Consider the following 19,477-nt stretch of genomic DNA (forward strand, 5'->3'; position numbering starts at 1 on the left):
CAAGCGCTACCCGGCTTTTTTATAGCACGACCAGCCCTTCTTCTGTTTTCAGCCAGCGCGGCGCTTTTAGCGTATCGGCGAAATAGCCCACCAGATCCTGCAGTAAGTCACCTGCCACTCGTTCCATCTCGTCAGACAGCGTTTTACTCATCAGCAGGTGCGTTAATAACTGACAGTAGCGCCCCATCTGGTCTGGTTCCGGCTCGAAAAGGGGAAAACGGGTCGGGAATGTTTCTACCGTCAGGCTCGCTTGCAGATGCTGCGGTACAGGCTCCGTTAAGGTCGGTTGCAATAACGCGAGACAGGCCGACAGACGTGCACAAATCGCCAGTTTTTCAACCGGGTCATGGCATTCCACCAGCCCTTCGACAAAACGCTCGCAGTTATCCGCCAGTTCGGTGAAATCCGTGGCATGGCTAAAGGGCAGGGTAAATAAAGAGTGTGAAAAGAGAGGGGTAGTCGCCATAGGGCAGCCTCCAATGAGTCAAATTTTACCGCCACCTAAGGGACCAACCTTTTGGTGGCGGGCTGAACGGAGTTGGTCCTACCGGCCTCATTGGATACCGGCGCGTCTTACGACGCCACCGTCCAGCCCACCATTGAGGTGTAGCTGGTCGCACGACAAAAGTGAATTTTATCGCGAATGAGGTAATCAGGGGACCAATCCTGGCACCTGATTTTGCAGGTGCAGCGAGAAGATAATGCCAATCCGCGATGCTGACAAGAGGGCATTCCGGAAGGCACCTCGCAGAAATGAAAATACGTTTTTTCAGCGAGTTAAAAGCGTAAGGAATACCTGAAATTACAGCGGTGCCGGAGAGCCAGGATTGTTAAGGGGGTTGCGTAGCCCCCTTAACACGTTCACTGGTGACGAGATCTCAGAGAAGTAATGAGCATAACGTGAACGGAACTGTTCTCCGGGTAACATGCTATCTGAGCCAAAAAGTAGAGATTACCCCTTCATCCACATCCTTACGCCGTCGAGGAACATCTGGGTAGCCATCATCACCAGAATCAGCCCCATCAGGCGCTCCAGTGCGTTAACCCCTTTCTCGCCCAGCAGGCGTAAAAACAGCGAAGACTGCAGCAAAATCACAAAAGTACCACCCCAGGCGATCAGCAGCGCAATCACCAGATGCCCCATCTGGTTCGGATACTGATGTGATAACAGCATTAATGAAGCCAGGATTGTTGGACCCGCTACCAGCGGGATCGCCAGTGGCACGATAAACGGCTCTTCGCCTGCCGGAAGCCCGGTGCTATTCCCGGTGGCGCTGGGGAAAATCATCTTAATGGCGATCAGGAACAAAATGATGCCCCCGGAGATCGAAACGGTTTCCGCGCGCAGGTTAAGAAATGCCAGTATTTTCTCGCCAGCAAACAGGAATATCAGCATCACCAACAGCGCAATGAACAGCTCGCGAATCATAATCGCGCGGCGGCGTTTTGGTTCGGTATGTTTCAATACGGACATGAAAATGGGCAGATTTCCGAGCGGGTCCATAATAAGGATCAATAAAACTGCCGCTGAAATGATTTCATTCATAACTCAAATTCCCTTACTATTACCGCGGACTTTCTGCTTGCTTGCGCAGCGGGATAAGTCGCATTACTGATGGCTTCGCTATCATTGATTAATTTCACTTGCGACTTTGGCTGCTTTTTGTATGGTGAAGGATAGGCCAGTAGGATACTGGTTAGCATACACAGCACACATCTCTGCAGGAAAAAAACGCTATGAAAAATGTTGGTTTTATCGGCTGGCGCGGTATGGTCGGCTCTGTTCTCATGCAACGCATGGTTGAGGAGCGTGACTTCGACGCCATTCGCCCTGTTTTCTTTTCTACTTCCCAGCTCGGGCAGGCGGCACCGACATTCGGTGGAACCACGACCGGCACGCTTCAGGACGCTTTTGATCTGGATGCGCTGAAGGCGCTCGATATCATCGTGACCTGTCAGGGCGGCGATTATACCAACGAAATCTATCCAAAGCTTCGTGAAAGCGGTTGGCAGGGTTACTGGATTGACGCGGCCTCTTCGCTGCGTATGAAAGACGATGCCATCATCATTCTCGATCCGGTTAACCAGGATGTCATCACTGACGGCCTGAACAAAGGTATTAAGACCTTTGTCGGCGGTAACTGTACCGTTAGCCTGATGCTGATGTCCCTCGGTGGCCTGTTTGCCAATGACCTGGTTGACTGGGTTTCTGTGGCGACCTATCAGGCGGCCTCCGGCGGCGGCGCGCGCCATATGCGCGAACTGCTGTCCCAGATGGGGCATCTGTATGGCCATGTGGCCGATGAACTGGCAACCCCTTCCTCTGCTATTCTCGATATCGAACGTAAAGTGACGACCCTGTCCCGCAGCGGTGAACTGCCGGTTGATAACTTTGGCGTACCGCTGGCCGGTAGCCTGATTCCGTGGATCGACAAACAACTTGATAACGGTCAGAGCCGCGAAGAGTGGAAGGGACAGGCTGAAACCAACAAAATTCTTAACACCTCTTCCGTGATCCCGGTTGATGGTCTGTGCGTGCGCGTCGGTGCGCTGCGCTGCCACAGCCAGGCGTTCACCATTAAACTGAAAAAAGATGTGTCTATTCCGACCGTGGAAGAACTGCTGGCAGCGCACAATCCGTGGGCCAAAGTCGTGCCAAACGATCGGGATATCACCATGCGTGAGTTAACCCCGGCGGCCGTTACCGGCACGCTGACCACGCCAGTAGGCCGTCTGCGTAAGCTGAATATGGGACCGGAGTTCCTGTCAGCCTTTACCGTGGGCGACCAGTTGCTGTGGGGTGCTGCAGAGCCATTGCGCCGTATGCTGCGTCAGTTGGCGTAATGTGGGACGGCCTGATGACGCCACGTTTATCAGGCCTACAAACGACGCGAACCACCTGGCCGGATCAGTCAATACGGCTCTCCGGCAGAGGGATTGCGTGTTTTAACAATGGGTGCTGAGTCACCCATTTTTTTGCGTAATACAGGAGTAAGCGCAGATGTTTCATTTTTTACCAGGAGTAAGATAAAGCATTGGCTATTCTTTAAGGGTGACTTAGTACCGGAGGTATTAAGTTGTTGCCTGAAGGTGGGACGACGCAGAGAGGATGCACAATTGTGCTGCGCCGTTCAGGTCAAAAAAAGTGTCACTACCTGATGTCGAAGATCAGTTGGAAGGCGTGACACCATAAAACAGGATGACAACCATGTCCGTTCGTATCGATAGAGACGTGATTAATGCGCTAATTGCAGGCCATTTTGCGGATCCTTTTTCCGTACTCGGTATGCACCAAACTGACGCTGGACTTGAAGTCCGCGCCCTATTACCTGACGCCACCGAAGTGTGGGTGATCGAACCCAAAACCGGACGCAAAGTCGGCAAGCTGGACTGCCTCGACTCTCGCGGTTTTTTCTGTGCTGTACTTCCCCGCCGTAAAAATTTCTTTCGCTATCAGTTAGCTGTTGTCTGGCATGGACAGGAGAATCTGATTGATGACCCTTATCGTTTTGGCCCGCTGATCCAGGATATGGATGCCTGGCTGTTATCTGAAGGTACGCACCTGCGACCTTACGAAACGCTGGGCGCGCATGCGGATACCATGGATGGCGTAACCGGTACGCGCTTCTCCGTCTGGGCGCCTAACGCTCAACGCGTGTCAGTGGTTGGGCAGTTCAACTATTGGGATGGCCGTCGCCACCCGATGCGCCTGCGCAAAGAAAGCGGTATCTGGGAGCTGTTTATCCCCGGCGCGCAGCATGGTCAACTGTATAAATACGAGATGATCGATGCGAACGGTAAGCTGCGAATCAAAGCGGACCCTTACGCCTTCGAAGCGCAAATGCGCCCGGAAACCGCGTCGCTTATCTGCGGTCTGCCGGAAAAAGTGGTGCAAAGCGAGGAGCGAAAAAAAAGCCAACCAGTTTGATGCCGATCTCTATCTATGAAGTGCACCTGGGCTCATGGCGTCGTCATACCGATAACAACTTCTGGCTGAGCTACCGCGAACTGGCGGATCAACTGGTGCCTTACGTCAAGTGGATGGGCTTTACCCATCTCGAACTGTTGCCGATTAATGAGCATCCGTTCGACGGTAGCTGGGGCTACCAACCTACCGGTATGTATGCGCCGACCCGTCGTTTCGGGACGCGTGATGATTTCCGCTATTTTGTGAATGCCGCGCATCAGGCCGGACTGAACGTCATTCTCGACTGGGTGCCGGGCCATTTCCCGTCGGACGACTTTGGTCTGGCAGAGTTTGATGGCACCAATCTGTATGAGCATAGCGACCCGCGCGAAGGGTATCACCAGGACTGGAACACGCTGATCTACAACTACGGTCGCCGTGAAGTCAGTAACTATCTGGTAGGCAATGCCCTGTACTGGATTGAACGTTTTGGTATCGATGCGCTGCGCGTAGATGCCGTGGCGTCGATGATTTATCGCGACTACAGCCGTAAAGAAGGGGAGTGGGTCCCGAACGAATTTGGCGGTCGTGAAAACCTCGAAGCCATTGAGTTTTTACGTAATACCAACCGTATTCTTGGCGAGCAGGTGCCGGGGGCCGTGAGCATGGCGGAAGAGTCCACCGACTTTGCCGGCGTTTCAAGGCCACAGGATATGGGCGGTTTAGGGTTCTGGTATAAGTGGAACCTCGGCTGGATGCACGACACGCTGGACTACATGAAGTTGGATCCGGTTCATCGTCAGTTCCATCACGATAAGCTGACCTTCGGCATGCTGTACAACTACACCGAAAACTTTGTCCTGCCGCTGTCGCACGATGAAGTGGTACACGGTAAAAAATCAATTCTCGATCGCATGCCGGGGGACGCATGGCAGAAGTTTGCCAACCTGCGCGCCTACTACGGTTGGATGTGGGCCTTCCCGGGCAAGAAACTGCTGTTTATGGGCAACGAGTTTGCTCAGGGGCGTGAGTGGAACCATGACGCCAGCCTCGACTGGCATCTGCTGGAAGGCGGCGATAACTGGCATCACGGCGTACAGCGTTTGGTGCGCGATCTGAACCTTACCTATCGTCATCACAAAGCGCTGCACGAGCTTGATTTTGATGCCTATGGCTTCGAGTGGCTGGTGGTAGATGACAAAGAACGTTCGGTGCTGGCTTTCGTTCGTCGTGACAAAGTCGGTAATGAAATCATCGTTATCAGCAACTTTACGCCAGTGCCTCGCCACGGCTATCGCTTCGGTATCAATCAGCCGGGCAAATGGCGCGAAATCCTCAATACCGACTCGATGCATTATCACGGTAGCAATACCGGTAACGGCGGCGCGGTGCACAGCGATGAAATCGCCAGTCATGGTCGTCAGCACTCACTGAGCCTGACGTTGCCACCGCTGGCAACGATCTGGCTGGTGCGGGAGGGATAATGACGCAACTGGCAACCGGCAACGCCACCCCCCATGGTGCAACGTATGACGGCCATGGCGTCAATTTCACCCTCTTTTCGGCCCACGCTGAACGCGTTGAATTATGCGTATTCGATGAGCAAGGCTGCGAACTCCGCTACGACCTGCCGGGGCGTAGCGGCGATGTCTGGCACGGCTATCTGGCCAACGCCCGTCCCGGTCTACGCTATGGCTATCGCGTACATGGTCCGTGGCAACCGCAGCAGGGCCACCGGTTTAATCCGGCGAAACTGCTGCTTGACCCTTGCGCGCGTCGGGTGGATGGCGAGTTAAAAGATAACCCACTGCTGCACGGTGGGCTGAATGAACCGGATCATCATGATAACGCCGCCATCGCGCTGAAGGGCGTGGTGGTGTCCGACCATTATGACTGGGAGGATGATGCCCCGCCGCGCACGCCGTGGGGCAATACCGTAATTTACGAAGCGCATGTCAAAGGGCTGACGTATTTGCATCCTGACCTGCCGGAAGAGATGCGCGGGACCTACAAAGCGCTGGGTCATCCGGTGATGATCGACTATTTCAAGCGCCTCGGCATTACCGCGCTGGAGCTGTTACCGGTGGCGCATTTCGCCAGCGAACCGCGGCTTCAGCGACTGGGCCTGTCAAACTACTGGGGCTACAACCCGGTGGCGATGTACGCGCTGCATCCGGCCTATGCCAGCTCGCCGGAGAGTGCGCTTGATGAGTTTCGCGACGCGGTAAAAGCGCTGCATAAAGCGGGTATTGAGGTCATTCTCGACATCGTTTTAAACCACAGCGCCGAGCTGGATCTCGAAGGACCTGTCTTCTCGCTGCGCGGAATTGATAACCGTAGCTATTATTGGATCAGAGATGATGGCGATTACTACAACTGGACCGGTTGTGGGAACACCATCAATCTGAGCCATCCTGGCGTTGTGGAATACGCATGCGAGTGCCTGCGCTACTGGGTTGAAACCTGCCATGTGGATGGTTTTCGTTTTGATTTGGCTTCCGTCATGGGGCGTACGCCTGAGTTTCGTCAGGATGCTCCGCTGTTTACCGCGATCCAAAACTGTCCGCTGCTCTCACGCGCCAAGCTGATTGCGGAACCGTGGGATATTGGTGAAGGCGGGTATCAGGTGGGGAATTTCCCCCCGCCGTTTGCCGAGTGGAACGACCATTTCCGCGATGCAACGCGACGTTTTTGGCTCCAGCGTAATCTTTCGTTGGGCGAGTTTGCCGGACGTTTTGCCGCATCCAGCGACGTGTTTAAACGCCCGGGCCGCAATCCCAGCGCCACGGTCAATCTGGTGACCGCGCATGACGGCTTTACGCTACGCGACTGCGTTTGCTTCACAAATAAGCACAATGAAGCGAATGGTGAGGAAAATCGCGACGGCACTAGCAATAACTACAGCGACAATCATGGTAAAGAAGGATTAGGTGGCTCGCTGGACCTGATTGAGCGGCGGCGCGACAGCATTCATGCGCTGTTAACCACGCTGTTGCTCTCCCAGGGGACGCCGATGCTGCTGGCGGGTGATGAGCATGGCCATAGCCAGCACGGTAATAATAACGCTTACTGCCAGGATAACGCCTTAACCTGGCTGGACTGGCAGCAGGCAAACAGTGGGCTAACCACATTTACCGCCGCGTTGATTCATCTGCGCCGGCAAATACCTGCATTAACAGGCGATTGCTGGTGGGAAGAGGGCGATGGCAATGTTCGTTGGCTGAATAAGTACGCACAACCCTTAAGTGCGGATGAGTGGCATAACGGCCCGAGGCAGATGCAAATCCTGCTTTCAGATCGTTTCCTGATTGCAATAAACGCCACGCTTGAGGTGACAGATATCGTTTTACCTGAAGGGGAATGGCACGCCATTCCCCCATTTGCCGGAGAGGATAATCCGGTGCTTACGGCGGTCTGGCAGGGACCTGCGCACGGACTGTGTGTGTTCCAGAGAAGATAAAAAGGAGTTAGTCATGGTAAGTTTAGAGAAGAACGATCGTGTAATGTTGGCGCGCCAGCTGCCATTAAAATCTGTTGCCCTGATCCTGGCCGGTGGCCGCGGTACTCGCCTGAAAGATTTAACCAATAAGCGTGCCAAGCCTGCCGTGCACTTTGGCGGTAAGTTCCGCATTATCGATTTTGCCTTATCCAACTGTCTTAATTCCGGGATCCGCCGTATCGGCGTGATCACTCAGTACCAGTCACACACGCTGGTGCAGCATATTCAGCGCGGCTGGTCGTTCTTTAGCGAAGAGATGAACGAGTTCGTCGATCTGCTGCCTGCCCAGCAGAGGATGCAGGGTGAAAACTGGTATCGCGGTACGGCGGATGCGGTGACCCAAAACCTGGACATCATTCGACGCTATAAAGCGGAATATGTGGTGATCCTCGCGGGCGATCATATTTATAAGCAGGACTACTCACGCATGCTGATCGACCACGTTGAGAAAGGCGCGCGTTGCACAGTGGCCTGTATGCCAGTGCCTATTGAAGAGGCCAGCGCGTTTGGCGTAATGGACGTGGACGACACCGATAAAATTATCGAATTCGTTGAAAAACCTGCCAACCCGCCAGCGATGCCTAATGATCCGACTAAATCGCTTGCCAGTATGGGGATCTACATCTTCGACGCCGATTATCTGTATGAACTGCTGGCGGAAGATGACCTCGATGAAAAATCCAGTCACGATTTTGGCAAAGACATCATCCCGAAAATCACCGAAGCTGGCATGGCATATGCTCATCCATTCCCATTGTCCTGCGTACAGTCTGACCCGGAATCCGAGCCGTACTGGCGCGATGTGGGAACGCTGGAAGCCTACTGGAAAGCAAACCTCGATCTGGCTTCGGTGACGCCTGAACTGGATATGTACGACCAGGACTGGCCAATCCGTACGCATATGGAATCACTGCCGCCGGCGAAATTTGTTCAGGACCGTTCCGGTAGCCACGGAATGACGCTGAACTCGCTGGTCTCCGGCGGCTGTATTATTTCTGGTTCGGTGGTAGTGCAGTCCGTTCTGTTCCCGCGAGTGCGGGTGAATTCATTCTGTAACATTGATTCGGCAGTGTTGTTACCTGAAGTGTGGGTGGGACGTTCGTGCCGCTTACGTCGTTGCATTATCGACCGCGCCTGCGTTATTCCTGAAGGCATGGTGATTGGTGAAAACGCGGAAGAAGATGCACGTCGTTTCTACCGTTCAGAGGAAGGTATTGTACTGGTCACGCGTGAAATGCTGCGCAAACTGCAGATCAAACAGGAGCGATAATGCAGGTTTTACACGTTTGTTCAGAGATGTTCCCTTTGTTAAAAACCGGGGGACTGGCGGATGTTATTGGGGCGTTACCCGCAGCGCAAATCGCGGACGGTGTGGATGCCCGCGTGCTGCTCCCGGCGTTTCCTGATATCCGTCGCGGCATTCCCGATGCGCAGGTAGTGACGCGTCGCGATACCTTCGCCGGACGTATTACGCTGTTGTTCGGGCATTTCAACGGTGTGGGCATTTACCTGATTGACGCGCCGCATCTCTATGACCGTCCCGGTAGCCCGTATCACGACACTAACCTGTTTGCATATACCGATAACGTGCTGCGTTTTGCGCTGCTGGGTTGGGTCGGCAGTGAAATGGCCTGTGGCTTTGACCCATTCTGGCGCCCGGATGTGGTGCATGCGCACGACTGGCATGCCGGTCTGGCCCCGGCGTATCTGGCGGCGCGCGGCCATCCGGCGAAATCGGTGTTCACCGTGCACAACCTGGCGTATCAAGGCATGTTTTATGCAAAGCATATGGATGACATCCAATTGCCATGGTCGTTCTTTAACGTGCACGGACTGGAGTTTAACGGGCAGATTTCTTTCCTGAAGGCCGGGTTGTACTACGCCGACCACATTACGGCGGTCAGTCCGACCTACGCGCGGGAAATTACCGAGCCGCAGTTTGCCTACGGCATGGAAGGTCTGTTGCAGCAGCGTCATCGTGAAGGACGTCTTTCCGGTGTGCTGAACGGCGTTGATGAAAAAATCTGGAGCCCGGAAACCGATCTGCTGCTGGCGTCGCGGTATACGCGTGAAACGCTGGAAGAGAAGGCGGAGAACAAACGCCAGCTACAGATCGCGATGGGACTTAAGGTTAACGACAAAGTGCCGTTATTTGCCGTAGTCAGCCGCCTGACCAGTCAGAAAGGGCTGGATCTGGTGCTGGAAGCGCTACCGGGGTTGTTAGAGCAGGGTGGACAGCTGGCATTGCTTGGTGCGGGCGATCCGGTTTTACAGGAAGGTTTCCTCGCCGCGGCGGCGGAACATCCTGGACAGGTGGGCGTACAGATTGGCTATCACGAAGCCTTCTCGCACCGCATCATGGGTGGGGCCGACGTTATATTGGTCCCCAGCCGTTTTGAGCCGTGTGGCTTAACGCAGTTGTATGGACTGAAGTACGGCACGCTGCCGCTGGTGCGGCGCACCGGTGGGCTGGCTGATACGGTCTCTGACAGTTCGCTGGAAAACCTGGCGGATGGTATCGCCAGTGGGTTTGTATTTGAAGATAGTAATGCCTGGTCGCTGCTACGCGCGATTCGGCGTGCTTTCGTATTGTGGTCCCGGCCTTCGCTGTGGCGGTTTGTACAACGTCAGGCCATGACCATGGATTTTAGCTGGCAAGTCGCGGCGAAGTCATACCGTGAGCTTTACTATCGTTTGAAATAGATATCCAGGAATCACCTATATGAATGCTCCATTTACTTATGCATCGCCCACACTCAGCGTAGAGGCACTTAAGCATTCTATCGCCTACAAGCTGATGTTCACGATTGGTAAAGACCCGGTCATTGCCAATAAACATGAGTGGCTGAACGCCACGTTGTTCGCGGTGCGCGATCGTCTCGTGGAGCGCTGGCTGCGTTCTAACCGTGCGCAATTATCCCAGGAAACTCGACAGGTTTATTATCTGTCAATGGAGTTTCTGATTGGCCGCACACTTTCCAATGCACTGTTATCGTTGGGTATTTATGACGATGTCAAAAATGCGCTGGAAGGTATGGGGTTGGATCTTGAAGATCTGATCGATGAAGAAAACGACCCTGGTCTTGGCAACGGTGGCCTCGGGCGCCTGGCGGCCTGCTTCCTGGACTCACTGGCAACGTTGGGTCTGCCGGGACGCGGCTACGGTATTCGTTATGACTACGGCATGTTCAAACAGAACATTGTTGATGGCCGACAGAAAGAGTCACCGGACTACTGGCTGGAATACGGTAACCCGTGGGAATTCAAACGCCACAATACGCGCTACAAAGTGCGCTTTGGCGGGCGTATTCAGCAGGAAGGTAAGAAAACGCGCTGGATAGAAACTGAAGAGATCCTCGCGGTAGCCTACGACCAAATTATTCCCGGTTATGACACAGACGCCACCAATACGCTGCGCTTGTGGAATGCCCAGGCCAGTAGCGAAATCAACCTCGGTAAATTTAACCAGGGCGACTACTTTGCGGCGGTGGAAGATAAAAACCACTCCGAGAACGTCTCCCGCGTGCTGTATCCGGATGACTCCACCTATTCCGGACGCGAGCTGCGTTTGCGCCAGGAGTATTTCCTGGTCTCCTCCACGGTGCAGGACATTCTGAACCGTCATTATCAGCTGCACAAAACCTACGACAACCTGGCGGATAAGATCGCCATTCACCTCAACGACACCCATCCGGTACTGTCGATTCCTGAGCTGATGCGTCTGCTGATCGATGAGCACAAATTCAGTTGGGATAATGCGTTTGAGGTCTGCTGCCAGGTCTTCTCGTATACCAACCACACCTTGATGAGCGAAGCGCTGGAGACCTGGCCTGTCGATATGCTGGGCAAAATTCTGCCGCGCCATCTGCAAATCATCTTTGAGATTAACGACTACTTCCTGAAGACGTTGCAGGAACAGTATCCGAACGATACCAGTCTGCTGGGACGGACGTCGATTATCGATGAATCCAATGGCCGTCGGGTGCGTATGGCATGGCTCGCAGTGGTGGTGAGCCACAAGGTTAACGGCGTTTCTGAGCTGCACTCCAACCTGATGGTGCAGTCGCTGTTTGCTGACTTTGCGAAGATTTTCCCGACTCGCTTCTGTAACGTCACCAATGGCGTGACGCCACGCCGCTGGCTGGCACTGGCTAACCCATCGCTCTCTGAGGTGCTGGATGAGAACATTGGCCGCACCTGGCGAACCGATCTCAGCCAGCTAAGCGAGCTTGAACAGCACTGCGATTACCCGCTGGTAAATCAGGCGGTGCGCCGTGCGAAGCTGGAGAATAAAAAGCGTCTGGCAACGCTCATTGCCCAGCAGCTTAACGTGGTGGTGAACCCGAAATCGCTGTTTGATGTGCAGATCAAGCGTATTCACGAGTACAAACGCCAGTTGATGAACGTGCTGCATGTGATCACCCGCTACAACCGCATTAAGGCCGATCCTGATGCCGAGTGGGTGCCGCGCGTGAATATCTTCGCCGGTAAAGCGGCTTCGGCCTATTACATGGCGAAGCACATCATTCACCTGATCAACGACGTCGCGAAAGTGATCAACAACGATCCGCAAATTGGTGACAAGCTGAAAGTGGTGTTTATTCCTAACTACAGCGTCAGCCTGGCGCAAGTGATTATTCCTGCTGCCGACCTGTCTGAGCAGATTTCGCTGGCCGGGACCGAAGCCTCTGGTACCAGTAATATGAAGTTTGCCCTCAACGGCGCGCTGACCATTGGGACGCTGGACGGTGCCAACGTCGAGATGCTGGAGCATGTGGGCGCAGAAAATATCTTTATCTTTGGTAATACGGCGGAAGAGGTCGAAGCCTTACGCAGCCAGGGCTACAAGCCGCGTGAGTATTACGAGAAAGACGAAGAGCTGCACCAGGTGCTGACGCAGATCGGCAGCGGCGTATTCAGTCCTGAAGAGCCGGGGCGCTATCGTGACCTGGTTGACTCGCTGATCAACTTTGGCGACCACTATCAGGTTCTGGCGGATTATCGCAGCTACGTTGACTGCCAGGATAAGGTTGACGAACTGTATCGCCACCCGGAAGAGTGGACCACCAAGTCGATGATTAATATCGCCAACATGGGCTACTTCTCGTCGGACAGGACGATCAAAGAGTACGCCGAAAACATCTGGCATATCGACTCGGTGCGGTTGTAACAAGGGCAGGACGATCTGTAGGCCGGATGGATAAGGCGTTAGCCGCCATCCGGCAAAAGGCCCGGTAGCGCTGACGCTTACCGGGCCTACAGTTTTATATCGAGTGTCTTAAGACGCCAGCGACAGCTGCTGTTTCTCAATGTACTCCACCAGCCACTGGGTCATGCGCGACTGCTGTTCAGCGTTCAGCCACATACCTTCTTTCGTGCGACGCCACAGCGCATCTTCCGCACGGCGCACCCATTCGTGATCGACCAGATATTTCAGCTCGGCCTCATAGAACTCATGGCCGAAGTCTTCACCTAACTCGGCAAGCGAGGTGGCTTCCCCGATAATCCATTCGGTGTTACTGCCGTAGGTGCGCGAATAATGGCGCGCCAGCGACTCGGTCAGGAACGGGTAGCGACGGCGCAGTTTGGCCGCGTAATCTTCACGATCGCCGCCGATGTCACCGCCTGGCAGAATGCACTCTTTTGTCCACGCCGGACCGATTCCCTGATAGTACGACGCTAGTTTTTCCATCGCGTGTTCGGCCAGCTTACGGTAGGTCGTCAGCTTACCGCCAAAGACCGACAGCAGCGGCGCTTTGCCGTTTTCATCGTGGATATCCAGCGTGTAATCACGGGTGATAGCCTGCGGCGAGTCGGACTCGTCATCGCACAGCGGACGTACGCCCGAGTAGGTCCAGACGATATCGTCACGGCCCAGCTGTTTCTTAAAGTGCGCGTTGTAGACCTTCAGCAGGTAATTGATTTCACTCTCATCAATTTTTACCGCTTTCGGATCGCCTTTGTATTCGACGTCAGTCGTCCCGATGATCGAGAATTCGTCCATCCATGGGATGACAAACACAATACGTTTATCTTCGTTTTGCAGAATATAAGCTTGCTTCTGGGTATGGACGCGCGGCACTACGATGTGGCTGCCTTTAATCAGACGAATACCGTACGGCGATGGCAGATGCATGCCGTCGTCGAAGAACTCTTTCACCCATGGGCCGGTGGCATTGACCAGACCACGCGCCTGCCAGGTGTGCTTTTTACCGGTATCGATATCTTCAGCTTCAACAATCCACAAACCGTTTTCACGGCGAGCGGAGGTAGCGCGAGTGCGGGTTAACACCTCTCCGCCTTTGCGTACGACCATTTGGGCGTTTGCCAAAACCAGTCTCGCATCGTCTACCCAGCAGTCAGAATATTCGAAACCGCGCACAATCTCAGGTTTCATTACGGAATCTGCGCCAAAACGCAAACCGGTCGAACTCGGCAAACTGGTGCGTTTGCCCAGATGATCGTACATAAACAGACCAATGCGGATCATCCACGCTGGACGCAGGTGCGGGCGATGGGGCAGACGAAAGCGCATCGGGAAGGCGATATGCGGTGCCATTTTCAACAACACCTCACGTTCGGCCAGCGCTTCGCTCACCAGGCGAAATTCGTAGTGTTCCAGGTAGCGCAGGCCACCGTGGATGAGTTTGGAGCTAGCGGAAGAGGTGGCGCAGGCTAAATCCTGCGCTTCCAGCATCAGCACGGATAAACCGCGTCCAGCGGCATCTGCCGCGATACCGGCACCGTTGATGCCTCCACCTATCACAATCAGATCTTTGGTTTCCATGCTGGCCTCTCGCACTTTCGTTATAGCTCATTAATGTTCGTTATCGAGCATAATAGCAAAGAATCGCGCCATTGGTAACATCGGATAAACAATTTACAGTGATACATATAACATTATGGCGTTTAACTGCCGTCGGGACGTACACTAAGAAGTAACATGTCTGAAAAGCGTCACCTGCAATATAAAGAAGAGAGAGCAATGGATCAGTTTGAATGTATTAATGTCGAAGAAGCGCATCAGAAGCTGCACCAGGGGACCGCGGTGTTAGTGGATATCCGCGACCCGCAAAGCTATGCGATGGGTCACGCCCCACAGGCGTTTCATCTGACGAACGACACGCTGGGGTCATTTATGCGCGAGCATGATTTCGACACCGCCGTGTTAGTAATGTGTTATCACGGCAACAGCAGTAAAGGCGCGGCGCAATATCTTCTTCAGCAGGGCTATGACGCGGTTTACAGTGTTGACGGCGGCTTCGACGCCTGGCATCGACATTTTCCGGCAGAAGTGGCATACGGTTCGTAAGACTATACCCAAATTAATTCGAGTTGCATCGCGACGGCGACGCAGCAAATCTCCGGGAGCGTACGAACAGTACGTGACCGGAGTGAGTGAGGAAAGCCAACAAAGATGCAGCTCGAAGTAAGAAGGGTATATATACTGTCCTCTTTTGTGTGGAATAAGCGACAGCAACCATGTTGATGATTACCTCTTTTGCTAACCCCCGCGTGGCGCAGGCATTTGTTGATTATATGGCGACACAGGGCGTTATCCTGACGATTCAACAACATCAGCAAACGGATGTCTGGCTGGCGGATGAGTCCCAGGCTGAGCGCGTGCATGCTGAGCTGGCGCGGTTTCTGGAGAATCCAGGCGATCCGCGTTACCTCGCGGCAAGCTGGCAGTCGGGTCATACCGACAGCGGTCTGCGCTATCAGCGTTATCCGTTCCTGGCCACATTGCGCGAACGCGCAGGCCCGGTAACCTGGGTGGTGATGGCCGCGTGTGTGCTGGTGTTTATCGCGATGAACACGCTGGGCGACCAGACCGTGATGCTCTGGCTGGCATGGCCGTTTGACCCTTCGCTGAAATTTGAATTCTGGCGTTATTTCACCCACGCTTTTATGCACTTCTCGCTGATGCATATTCTGTTCAACCTGCTGTGGTGGTGGTATCTCGGCGGTGCGGTAGAAAAGCGTCTGGGCAGCGGAAAACTGATTGTAATTACCGTGATCAGCGCCCTGCTAAGCGGCTACGTTCAGCAGAAATTTAGCGGCCCGTGGTTTGGTGGGCTGTCTGGCGTGGTATATGCGCTGATGGGTTATGTGTGGTTGCGTGGCGAGCGCGATCCACAAAGTGGTATTTTCCTGCAGCGTGGTTTGATTATCTTTGCTTTGATCTGGATTGTTGCCGGCTGGTTTGATGTGTTCGGCATGTCGATGGCGAACGGCGCACATATCGCCGGGCTGGCCGTGGGTCTGGCAATGGCGTTTGCCGATACTATGAATGTACGAAAACGAACGTAATTTCAGGGAACAATAATGAAGCAAACACAACGACATGACGCGATCATCGAGCTGGTAAAGAAACAGGGATACGTCAGTACTGAGGAGCTGGTGGAGCATTTCTCCGTCAGCCCGCAGACGATTCGCCGCGATCTTAACGATCTGGCCGATCAGAACATGATTTTGCGCCATCACGGTGGCGCGGCGCTGCCCTCCAGCTCGGTCAACACCCCGTGGCATGACCGTAAAGCGACACAGACGGCGGAAAAAGAGCGCATTGCCCGCAAAGTTGCCACGCAGATCCCGAACGGTTCTACGTTGTTCATTGATATCGGCACTACGCCGGAAGCGGTGGCTCACGCGCTGCTCAATCACAGCAATTTACGCATTGTGACCAACAACCTCAATGTGGCGAATACGCTGATGGCGAAAGAGGATTTTCGCATCATACTCGCCGGTGGCGAACTGCGTAGCCGCGACGGCGGTATTATGGGCGAAGCGACCCTCGACTTTATTTCTCAGTTCCGCCTGGACTTCGGCATCTTAGGGATTAGCGGTATCGATAGCGATGGCTCCCTGCTGGAGTTTGATTATCACGAAGTTCGCACCAAGCGCGCGATTATTGAGAATTCACGGCATGTGATGCTGGTGGTGGATCACTCGAAGTTTGGGCGTAACGCGATGGTGAATATGGGCAGTATCAGCATGGTGGATGCGGTGTATACCGACACGCTGCCGCCAGCTGGCGTGATGCAGGTTATTGCGGACCATCATATTCAGTTAGAGCTGTGCTAAGTTAATTCCAGGCCTGATAAGCGTAGCGTATCAGGCATTAACTAAACCCCATACCCCATCATTTTCAGCAGTTTCTGCGCATGTTGCACCGCATCCTGGCGGTGTGCGACGCCGAGCTTTTGATACAAATTGCGGATGTGCGTCTTGATGGTCGTTGCCGCGACGGCTAATTCTCCGGCGATCTGCTCGTTGCTGTAGCCCGAATAAATCAGTCCCAGAACCTGCCATTCGCGCTGGGTCAGCGGGCTGGTGCGGATAAGCTCCGGTACTTCCGGGTGAGTAAGCAGACGCTCAACGAACCCTTCATCGAAGTGGGCGAATTTATGGCGGTGATGCTGGTTAATCTCACGCAAAATACGCTGGGCGCGGTGCTGATCGAGTTCCGGTAAGGTATTGAGCTGAATCAGCTGACGCAGTTGCTGCGCCATGGCCTCACCTTCAATGACAAAGTGACTGATAAATCCGGTGCGGTTCGCCAGCTGTAGCGCGTCGAGTAACACACGCTGTGCGTCATTTTTGCGCCCTGCCTGCCAGTAGAGCTGATTAAGCAGCAGCAGGTTACGGTTCAGATCGCTCATCAGGCGCAAATTGCGCGCATTTTCATTCAACTCTTCCAGCACAATCTCAGCCGATTCAAACTCGCCCAGCAGGATCTGCGCGCGGGCGATGTTGCGCCACTGGCTTTGCAGAAAGTGGTTATTGGCGAATTCCGGTTTCGGCGTGTGGCGCAGCCAGTTGGCGGCCGAATTTTTGTCGCCCACCATTTGCCAGTAAATCACCCGTACTTTATCGGCGTTCGAGATCCAGTCACTGTGATAGTGACCGTTACCCAGCAGGTTTTCCAGGCGGTTGAGCAGGCTACGCGCATTGTCCAGATCCCCCCGGGCCAGCGAACATTGAATCAGCAGCGCCAGGCACTGTAGCTGTTGCTGCGGCTGGAATGTGGAAAGCAGTTCAATACCCGCGCGGGCAGACGCTTCCGATTCGTCCAGGCGCGCCCATGCCCACAGCAGTTGCGCGCGAATACGCACCAGGAACTCGTGCATCGGCAACTGTTCCAGATGCTGCTCTTTGATCAGCTGAAACGCTTTTTCCTGAGTCTCCCAGGCGGCCTGTAAAAAGCCCTGGGCAAACAAAATTTCGCTTTGCTGGATTAAACTCCACAACGCGTAATGCCAGACGTCATGATGGCGCGCCATTTGCTCGGTTTGCTGCATCAACGCCAGAGAACGCGTGAGATCGCCCTTACAGTGCAGGACTTCACCATGTACCGACGTGGCGACGATACGGCTATAGAACCAGGCGATGGGTAACTCATCCAGCGCCAGCTTTGCCAGGCGCTCGGCTTCGTCAGGATTGCCGTCGTTAATCGCGACCTGCGCACGCAGGGCGTTAAATTCGGCGTGCAGCGTCGGTTCCATGTCGCCTTTCATTTCCTGCTCAGCGCGTGCCAGCAGGGTATTAACCTCGCCGTAGCGGTGCTGGCTTTGCATCAGCCAGGCTTGCAGCAGAACCAGACGCGGATTTTCCAGCAGACTTTCCCACGGCAGGGCTTTCAGCGACTCTTCCAGTAATGTCAGTTCGCTGTGGTTAAACAGTCCCCACGCATGGTTAAGCAGGATATCGCGTAGCATATGCGCGTCGCCTGCCGCCAGCGCGTGGTGGATAGCTTCGCTGGGGAAACCTTGCGCCATCCAGCTTTCAGCGGCGGCGCGGTGTATTTCGGGCAGTTCGCTTGCCAGTTCCCACTGACAGCGCTGGCGTAAAAAGCTGCCAAACAGCGGGTGATAGCTGAACCACTCCCCGACGTCATCCATCCGCTGCAAGAATAATCCCTGGCGCTCAATCTCCTCCAGCCGCATCTGGCCGTTTTCTTCCCCGGTGACCCGGACGATCAGTGCGTCGTTCATTGAGCGCAGAATGGCGCTTTTCAGCAGGAAATGACGGGTGCCGAGGTCGACGCTGTCCAGCACTTCATCAACCAGATAATCGGACAGATGGCTGGCGTTGATCCCGGCGAGGCGGCGTGCGGACTGGTGTGCAGAGTGGTTGTTCTGGCGGGCGGAGAGGGCAATCAGCTGTAACGCCGTGGCCCAGCCAGCAACGTCATCGCACATCCGGCTGCTTTCTGCCGCTTCGATAGGCGAGGACAAACGTCTATCGAAAAATTGTTTGGCTTCCTGGTGGTTAAACGCCAGCTGTTGGCTGCCTATCTCCAGCAACTGATCGCGTACTCGCAGGTTGGCAATACCCAACTGCGGCAGGTTGCGCGACAGCACGACCAGCGTGAGGTTCTCAGGCTGATGACGCAGGAAGAAACGCATCGCTTCGTGAATTGCCGGATTGGAGATGAGATGATAATCATCCACTACCAGGTAGAGCGGGCGGTGCCACTCGGCCAGTTCAATAAATAGCTGCGCAAACAGTGACGTCAGGCTAGCGTATTGGCGCTTTTGCACCATCGCTTCGCTGGTAGTGCAGTGTCCACCGGTTGCCTGCTGGATAGCGGCGATCAGATAGCTGGCAAAGCGTTCTTGTTGATTATCGCCTTCATCCAGAGAGTACCAGCCTAAGTCGTTCTTCCCCGCTGCCCATTGTGAAACCAACGTCGTTTTTCCATAACCAGCAGGACTTGTTATCAGGGCAAGCCTGAAATTGTTCGCGCCGGAAAGTTTAGCCAACAGGCGCTCACGAACCACCGTATGGTCGAGTCGAACCGGACGACTTAATTTAGACGGAATCAACATAAGTTAGTCACTTCACTGTGTGAAAATGGGGAAAAATGATTTTTTTTGCGCTTCGTAATTAATAGATATAAGGTCGGCCAGATTAGTGTTTTATGCAAGCTAAGCGGACTTTTTGTGTGTCTGATTTTGCACTATGTCACAAATCTAAACATCTATTACATTAATTGCTTTAAAGAGTCACAACAGGCGTGGCGACTGGATCCGTCGGTATTTTGGCTGAGCCGAAAAATACCTCCC

12 protein-coding genes and 1 pseudogene are annotated in these 19,477 nt (G+C 54.1%); 9 read left to right on the forward strand and 4 right to left on the reverse strand.

The window, feature by feature from the left end:
* Positions 1–19 precede the first annotated feature (19 nt).
* Positions 20–466 (reverse strand): hypothetical protein, encoded by a 447-nt coding sequence (locus tag GPJ68_RS01575; protein WP_016157653.1) that lies wholly within the window; start codon positions 464–466, stop codon positions 20–22.
* A gap of 486 nt (positions 467–952) precedes the next feature.
* Positions 953–1,546 carry an NAAT family transporter YhgN gene (gene yhgN / locus GPJ68_RS01580; RefSeq protein ID WP_003023480.1) on the reverse strand — a complete coding sequence of 198 codons (594 nt, stop codon included), beginning with the start codon at positions 1,544–1,546 and terminating at the stop codon, positions 953–955.
* 191 nt (positions 1,547–1,737) lie between these two features.
* On the opposite strand from yhgN, the gene asd reads away from it, so the two are divergent.
* The 6 genes and pseudogenes from asd (at position 1,738) to glgP (ending at position 12,576) form a co-directional block, all read left to right on the forward strand.
* Entirely contained in the window at positions 1,738–2,844 is a 1,107-nt protein-coding gene (gene asd, locus GPJ68_RS01585) for an aspartate-semialdehyde dehydrogenase (protein ID WP_016154818.1), read from the forward strand.
* 364 nt (positions 2,845–3,208) lie between these two features.
* Positions 3,209–5,391: pseudogene (gene glgB / locus GPJ68_RS01590) on the forward strand (1,4-alpha-glucan branching enzyme).
* On the forward strand, positions 5,391–7,367 hold the full coding sequence (gene glgX / locus GPJ68_RS01595; RefSeq protein ID WP_049040644.1) for a glycogen debranching protein GlgX: 1,977 nt from the start codon (positions 5,391–5,393) through the stop codon (positions 7,365–7,367). Before glgB ends, glgX begins: the two are co-directional and overlap by 1 nt.
* A 13-nt stretch (positions 7,368–7,380) precedes the next feature.
* Positions 7,381–8,676, forward strand: coding sequence for a glucose-1-phosphate adenylyltransferase (glgC, locus tag GPJ68_RS01600; protein WP_016154815.1), 1,296 nt, complete (start codon positions 7,381–7,383; stop codon positions 8,674–8,676).
* Entirely contained in the window at positions 8,676–10,109 is a 1,434-nt protein-coding gene (gene glgA / locus GPJ68_RS01605; protein ID WP_016154814.1) for a glycogen synthase GlgA, read from the forward strand. Before glgC ends, glgA begins: the two co-directional genes overlap by 1 nt.
* Positions 10,110–10,128: 19 nt before the next feature.
* Entirely contained in the window at positions 10,129–12,576 is a 2,448-nt protein-coding gene (gene glgP, locus GPJ68_RS01610; protein WP_016154813.1) for a glycogen phosphorylase, read from the forward strand.
* Between the two features lie 108 nt (positions 12,577–12,684).
* Here the strand turns inward: glgP and glpD are convergent, their stop codons facing one another.
* Positions 12,685–14,193 (reverse strand): glycerol-3-phosphate dehydrogenase, encoded by a 1,509-nt coding sequence (gene glpD, locus GPJ68_RS01615; RefSeq protein WP_047415950.1) that lies wholly within the window; start codon positions 14,191–14,193, stop codon positions 12,685–12,687.
* A gap of 198 nt (positions 14,194–14,391) precedes the next feature.
* Between glpD and glpE the strand changes: the two genes are divergently transcribed.
* The 3 genes from glpE to GPJ68_RS01630 all read left to right on the forward strand — a co-directional run bounded on the left by glpE (position 14,392) and on the right by GPJ68_RS01630 (position 16,493).
* Entirely contained in the window at positions 14,392–14,718 is a 327-nt protein-coding gene (glpE, locus tag GPJ68_RS01620; RefSeq protein ID WP_016157651.1) for a thiosulfate sulfurtransferase GlpE, read from the forward strand.
* Positions 14,719–14,888: 170 nt separating this feature from the next.
* The gene (gene glpG / locus GPJ68_RS01625; RefSeq protein ID WP_016154811.1) at positions 14,889–15,719 is read left to right on the forward strand and encodes a rhomboid family intramembrane serine protease GlpG; all 831 of its coding nucleotides are present in this window, start codon (positions 14,889–14,891) and stop codon (positions 15,717–15,719) included.
* Between the two features lie 15 nt (positions 15,720–15,734).
* On the forward strand, positions 15,735–16,493 hold the full coding sequence (locus tag GPJ68_RS01630; RefSeq protein ID WP_003023499.1) for a DeoR/GlpR family transcriptional regulator: 759 nt from the start codon (positions 15,735–15,737) through the stop codon (positions 16,491–16,493).
* A gap of 41 nt (positions 16,494–16,534) precedes the next feature.
* On the opposite strand, the gene malT is transcribed toward GPJ68_RS01630, so the two are convergent.
* Positions 16,535–19,240 (reverse strand): HTH-type transcriptional regulator MalT, encoded by a 2,706-nt coding sequence (malT, locus tag GPJ68_RS01635; RefSeq protein ID WP_180837091.1) that lies wholly within the window; start codon positions 19,238–19,240, stop codon positions 16,535–16,537.
* Positions 19,241–19,477 lie beyond the last annotated feature (237 nt).

Origin of the sequence: Citrobacter sp. 172116965 (genome assembly GCF_013458095.1) — a bacterium.
In the GTDB taxonomy this organism is placed as follows: Bacteria; Pseudomonadota; Gammaproteobacteria; order Enterobacterales; family Enterobacteriaceae; genus Citrobacter; species Citrobacter braakii.

Coding starts and splice junctions, on each gene's coding strand:
- GPJ68_RS01575 (WP_016157653.1), bottom strand. CDS start 466: ATGGCGACTACCCCTCTCTTTTCACACTCTTTATTTACCCTGCCCTTT.
- yhgN (WP_003023480.1), bottom strand. CDS start 1,546: ATGAATGAAATCATTTCAGCGGCAGTTTTATTGATCCTTATTATGGAC.
- asd (WP_016154818.1), top strand. CDS start 1,738: ATGAAAAATGTTGGTTTTATCGGCTGGCGCGGTATGGTCGGCTCTGTT.
- glgX (WP_049040644.1), top strand. CDS start 5,391: ATGACGCAACTGGCAACCGGCAACGCCACCCCCCATGGTGCAACGTAT.
- glgC (WP_016154815.1), top strand. CDS start 7,381: ATGGTAAGTTTAGAGAAGAACGATCGTGTAATGTTGGCGCGCCAGCTG.
- glgA (WP_016154814.1), top strand. CDS start 8,676: ATGCAGGTTTTACACGTTTGTTCAGAGATGTTCCCTTTGTTAAAAACC.
- glgP (WP_016154813.1), top strand. CDS start 10,129: ATGAATGCTCCATTTACTTATGCATCGCCCACACTCAGCGTAGAGGCA.
- glpD (WP_047415950.1), bottom strand. CDS start 14,193: ATGGAAACCAAAGATCTGATTGTGATAGGTGGAGGCATCAACGGTGCC.
- glpE (WP_016157651.1), top strand. CDS start 14,392: ATGGATCAGTTTGAATGTATTAATGTCGAAGAAGCGCATCAGAAGCTG.
- glpG (WP_016154811.1), top strand. CDS start 14,889: ATGTTGATGATTACCTCTTTTGCTAACCCCCGCGTGGCGCAGGCATTT.
- GPJ68_RS01630 (WP_003023499.1), top strand. CDS start 15,735: ATGAAGCAAACACAACGACATGACGCGATCATCGAGCTGGTAAAGAAA.
- malT (WP_180837091.1), bottom strand. CDS start 19,240: ATGTTGATTCCGTCTAAATTAAGTCGTCCGGTTCGACTCGACCATACG.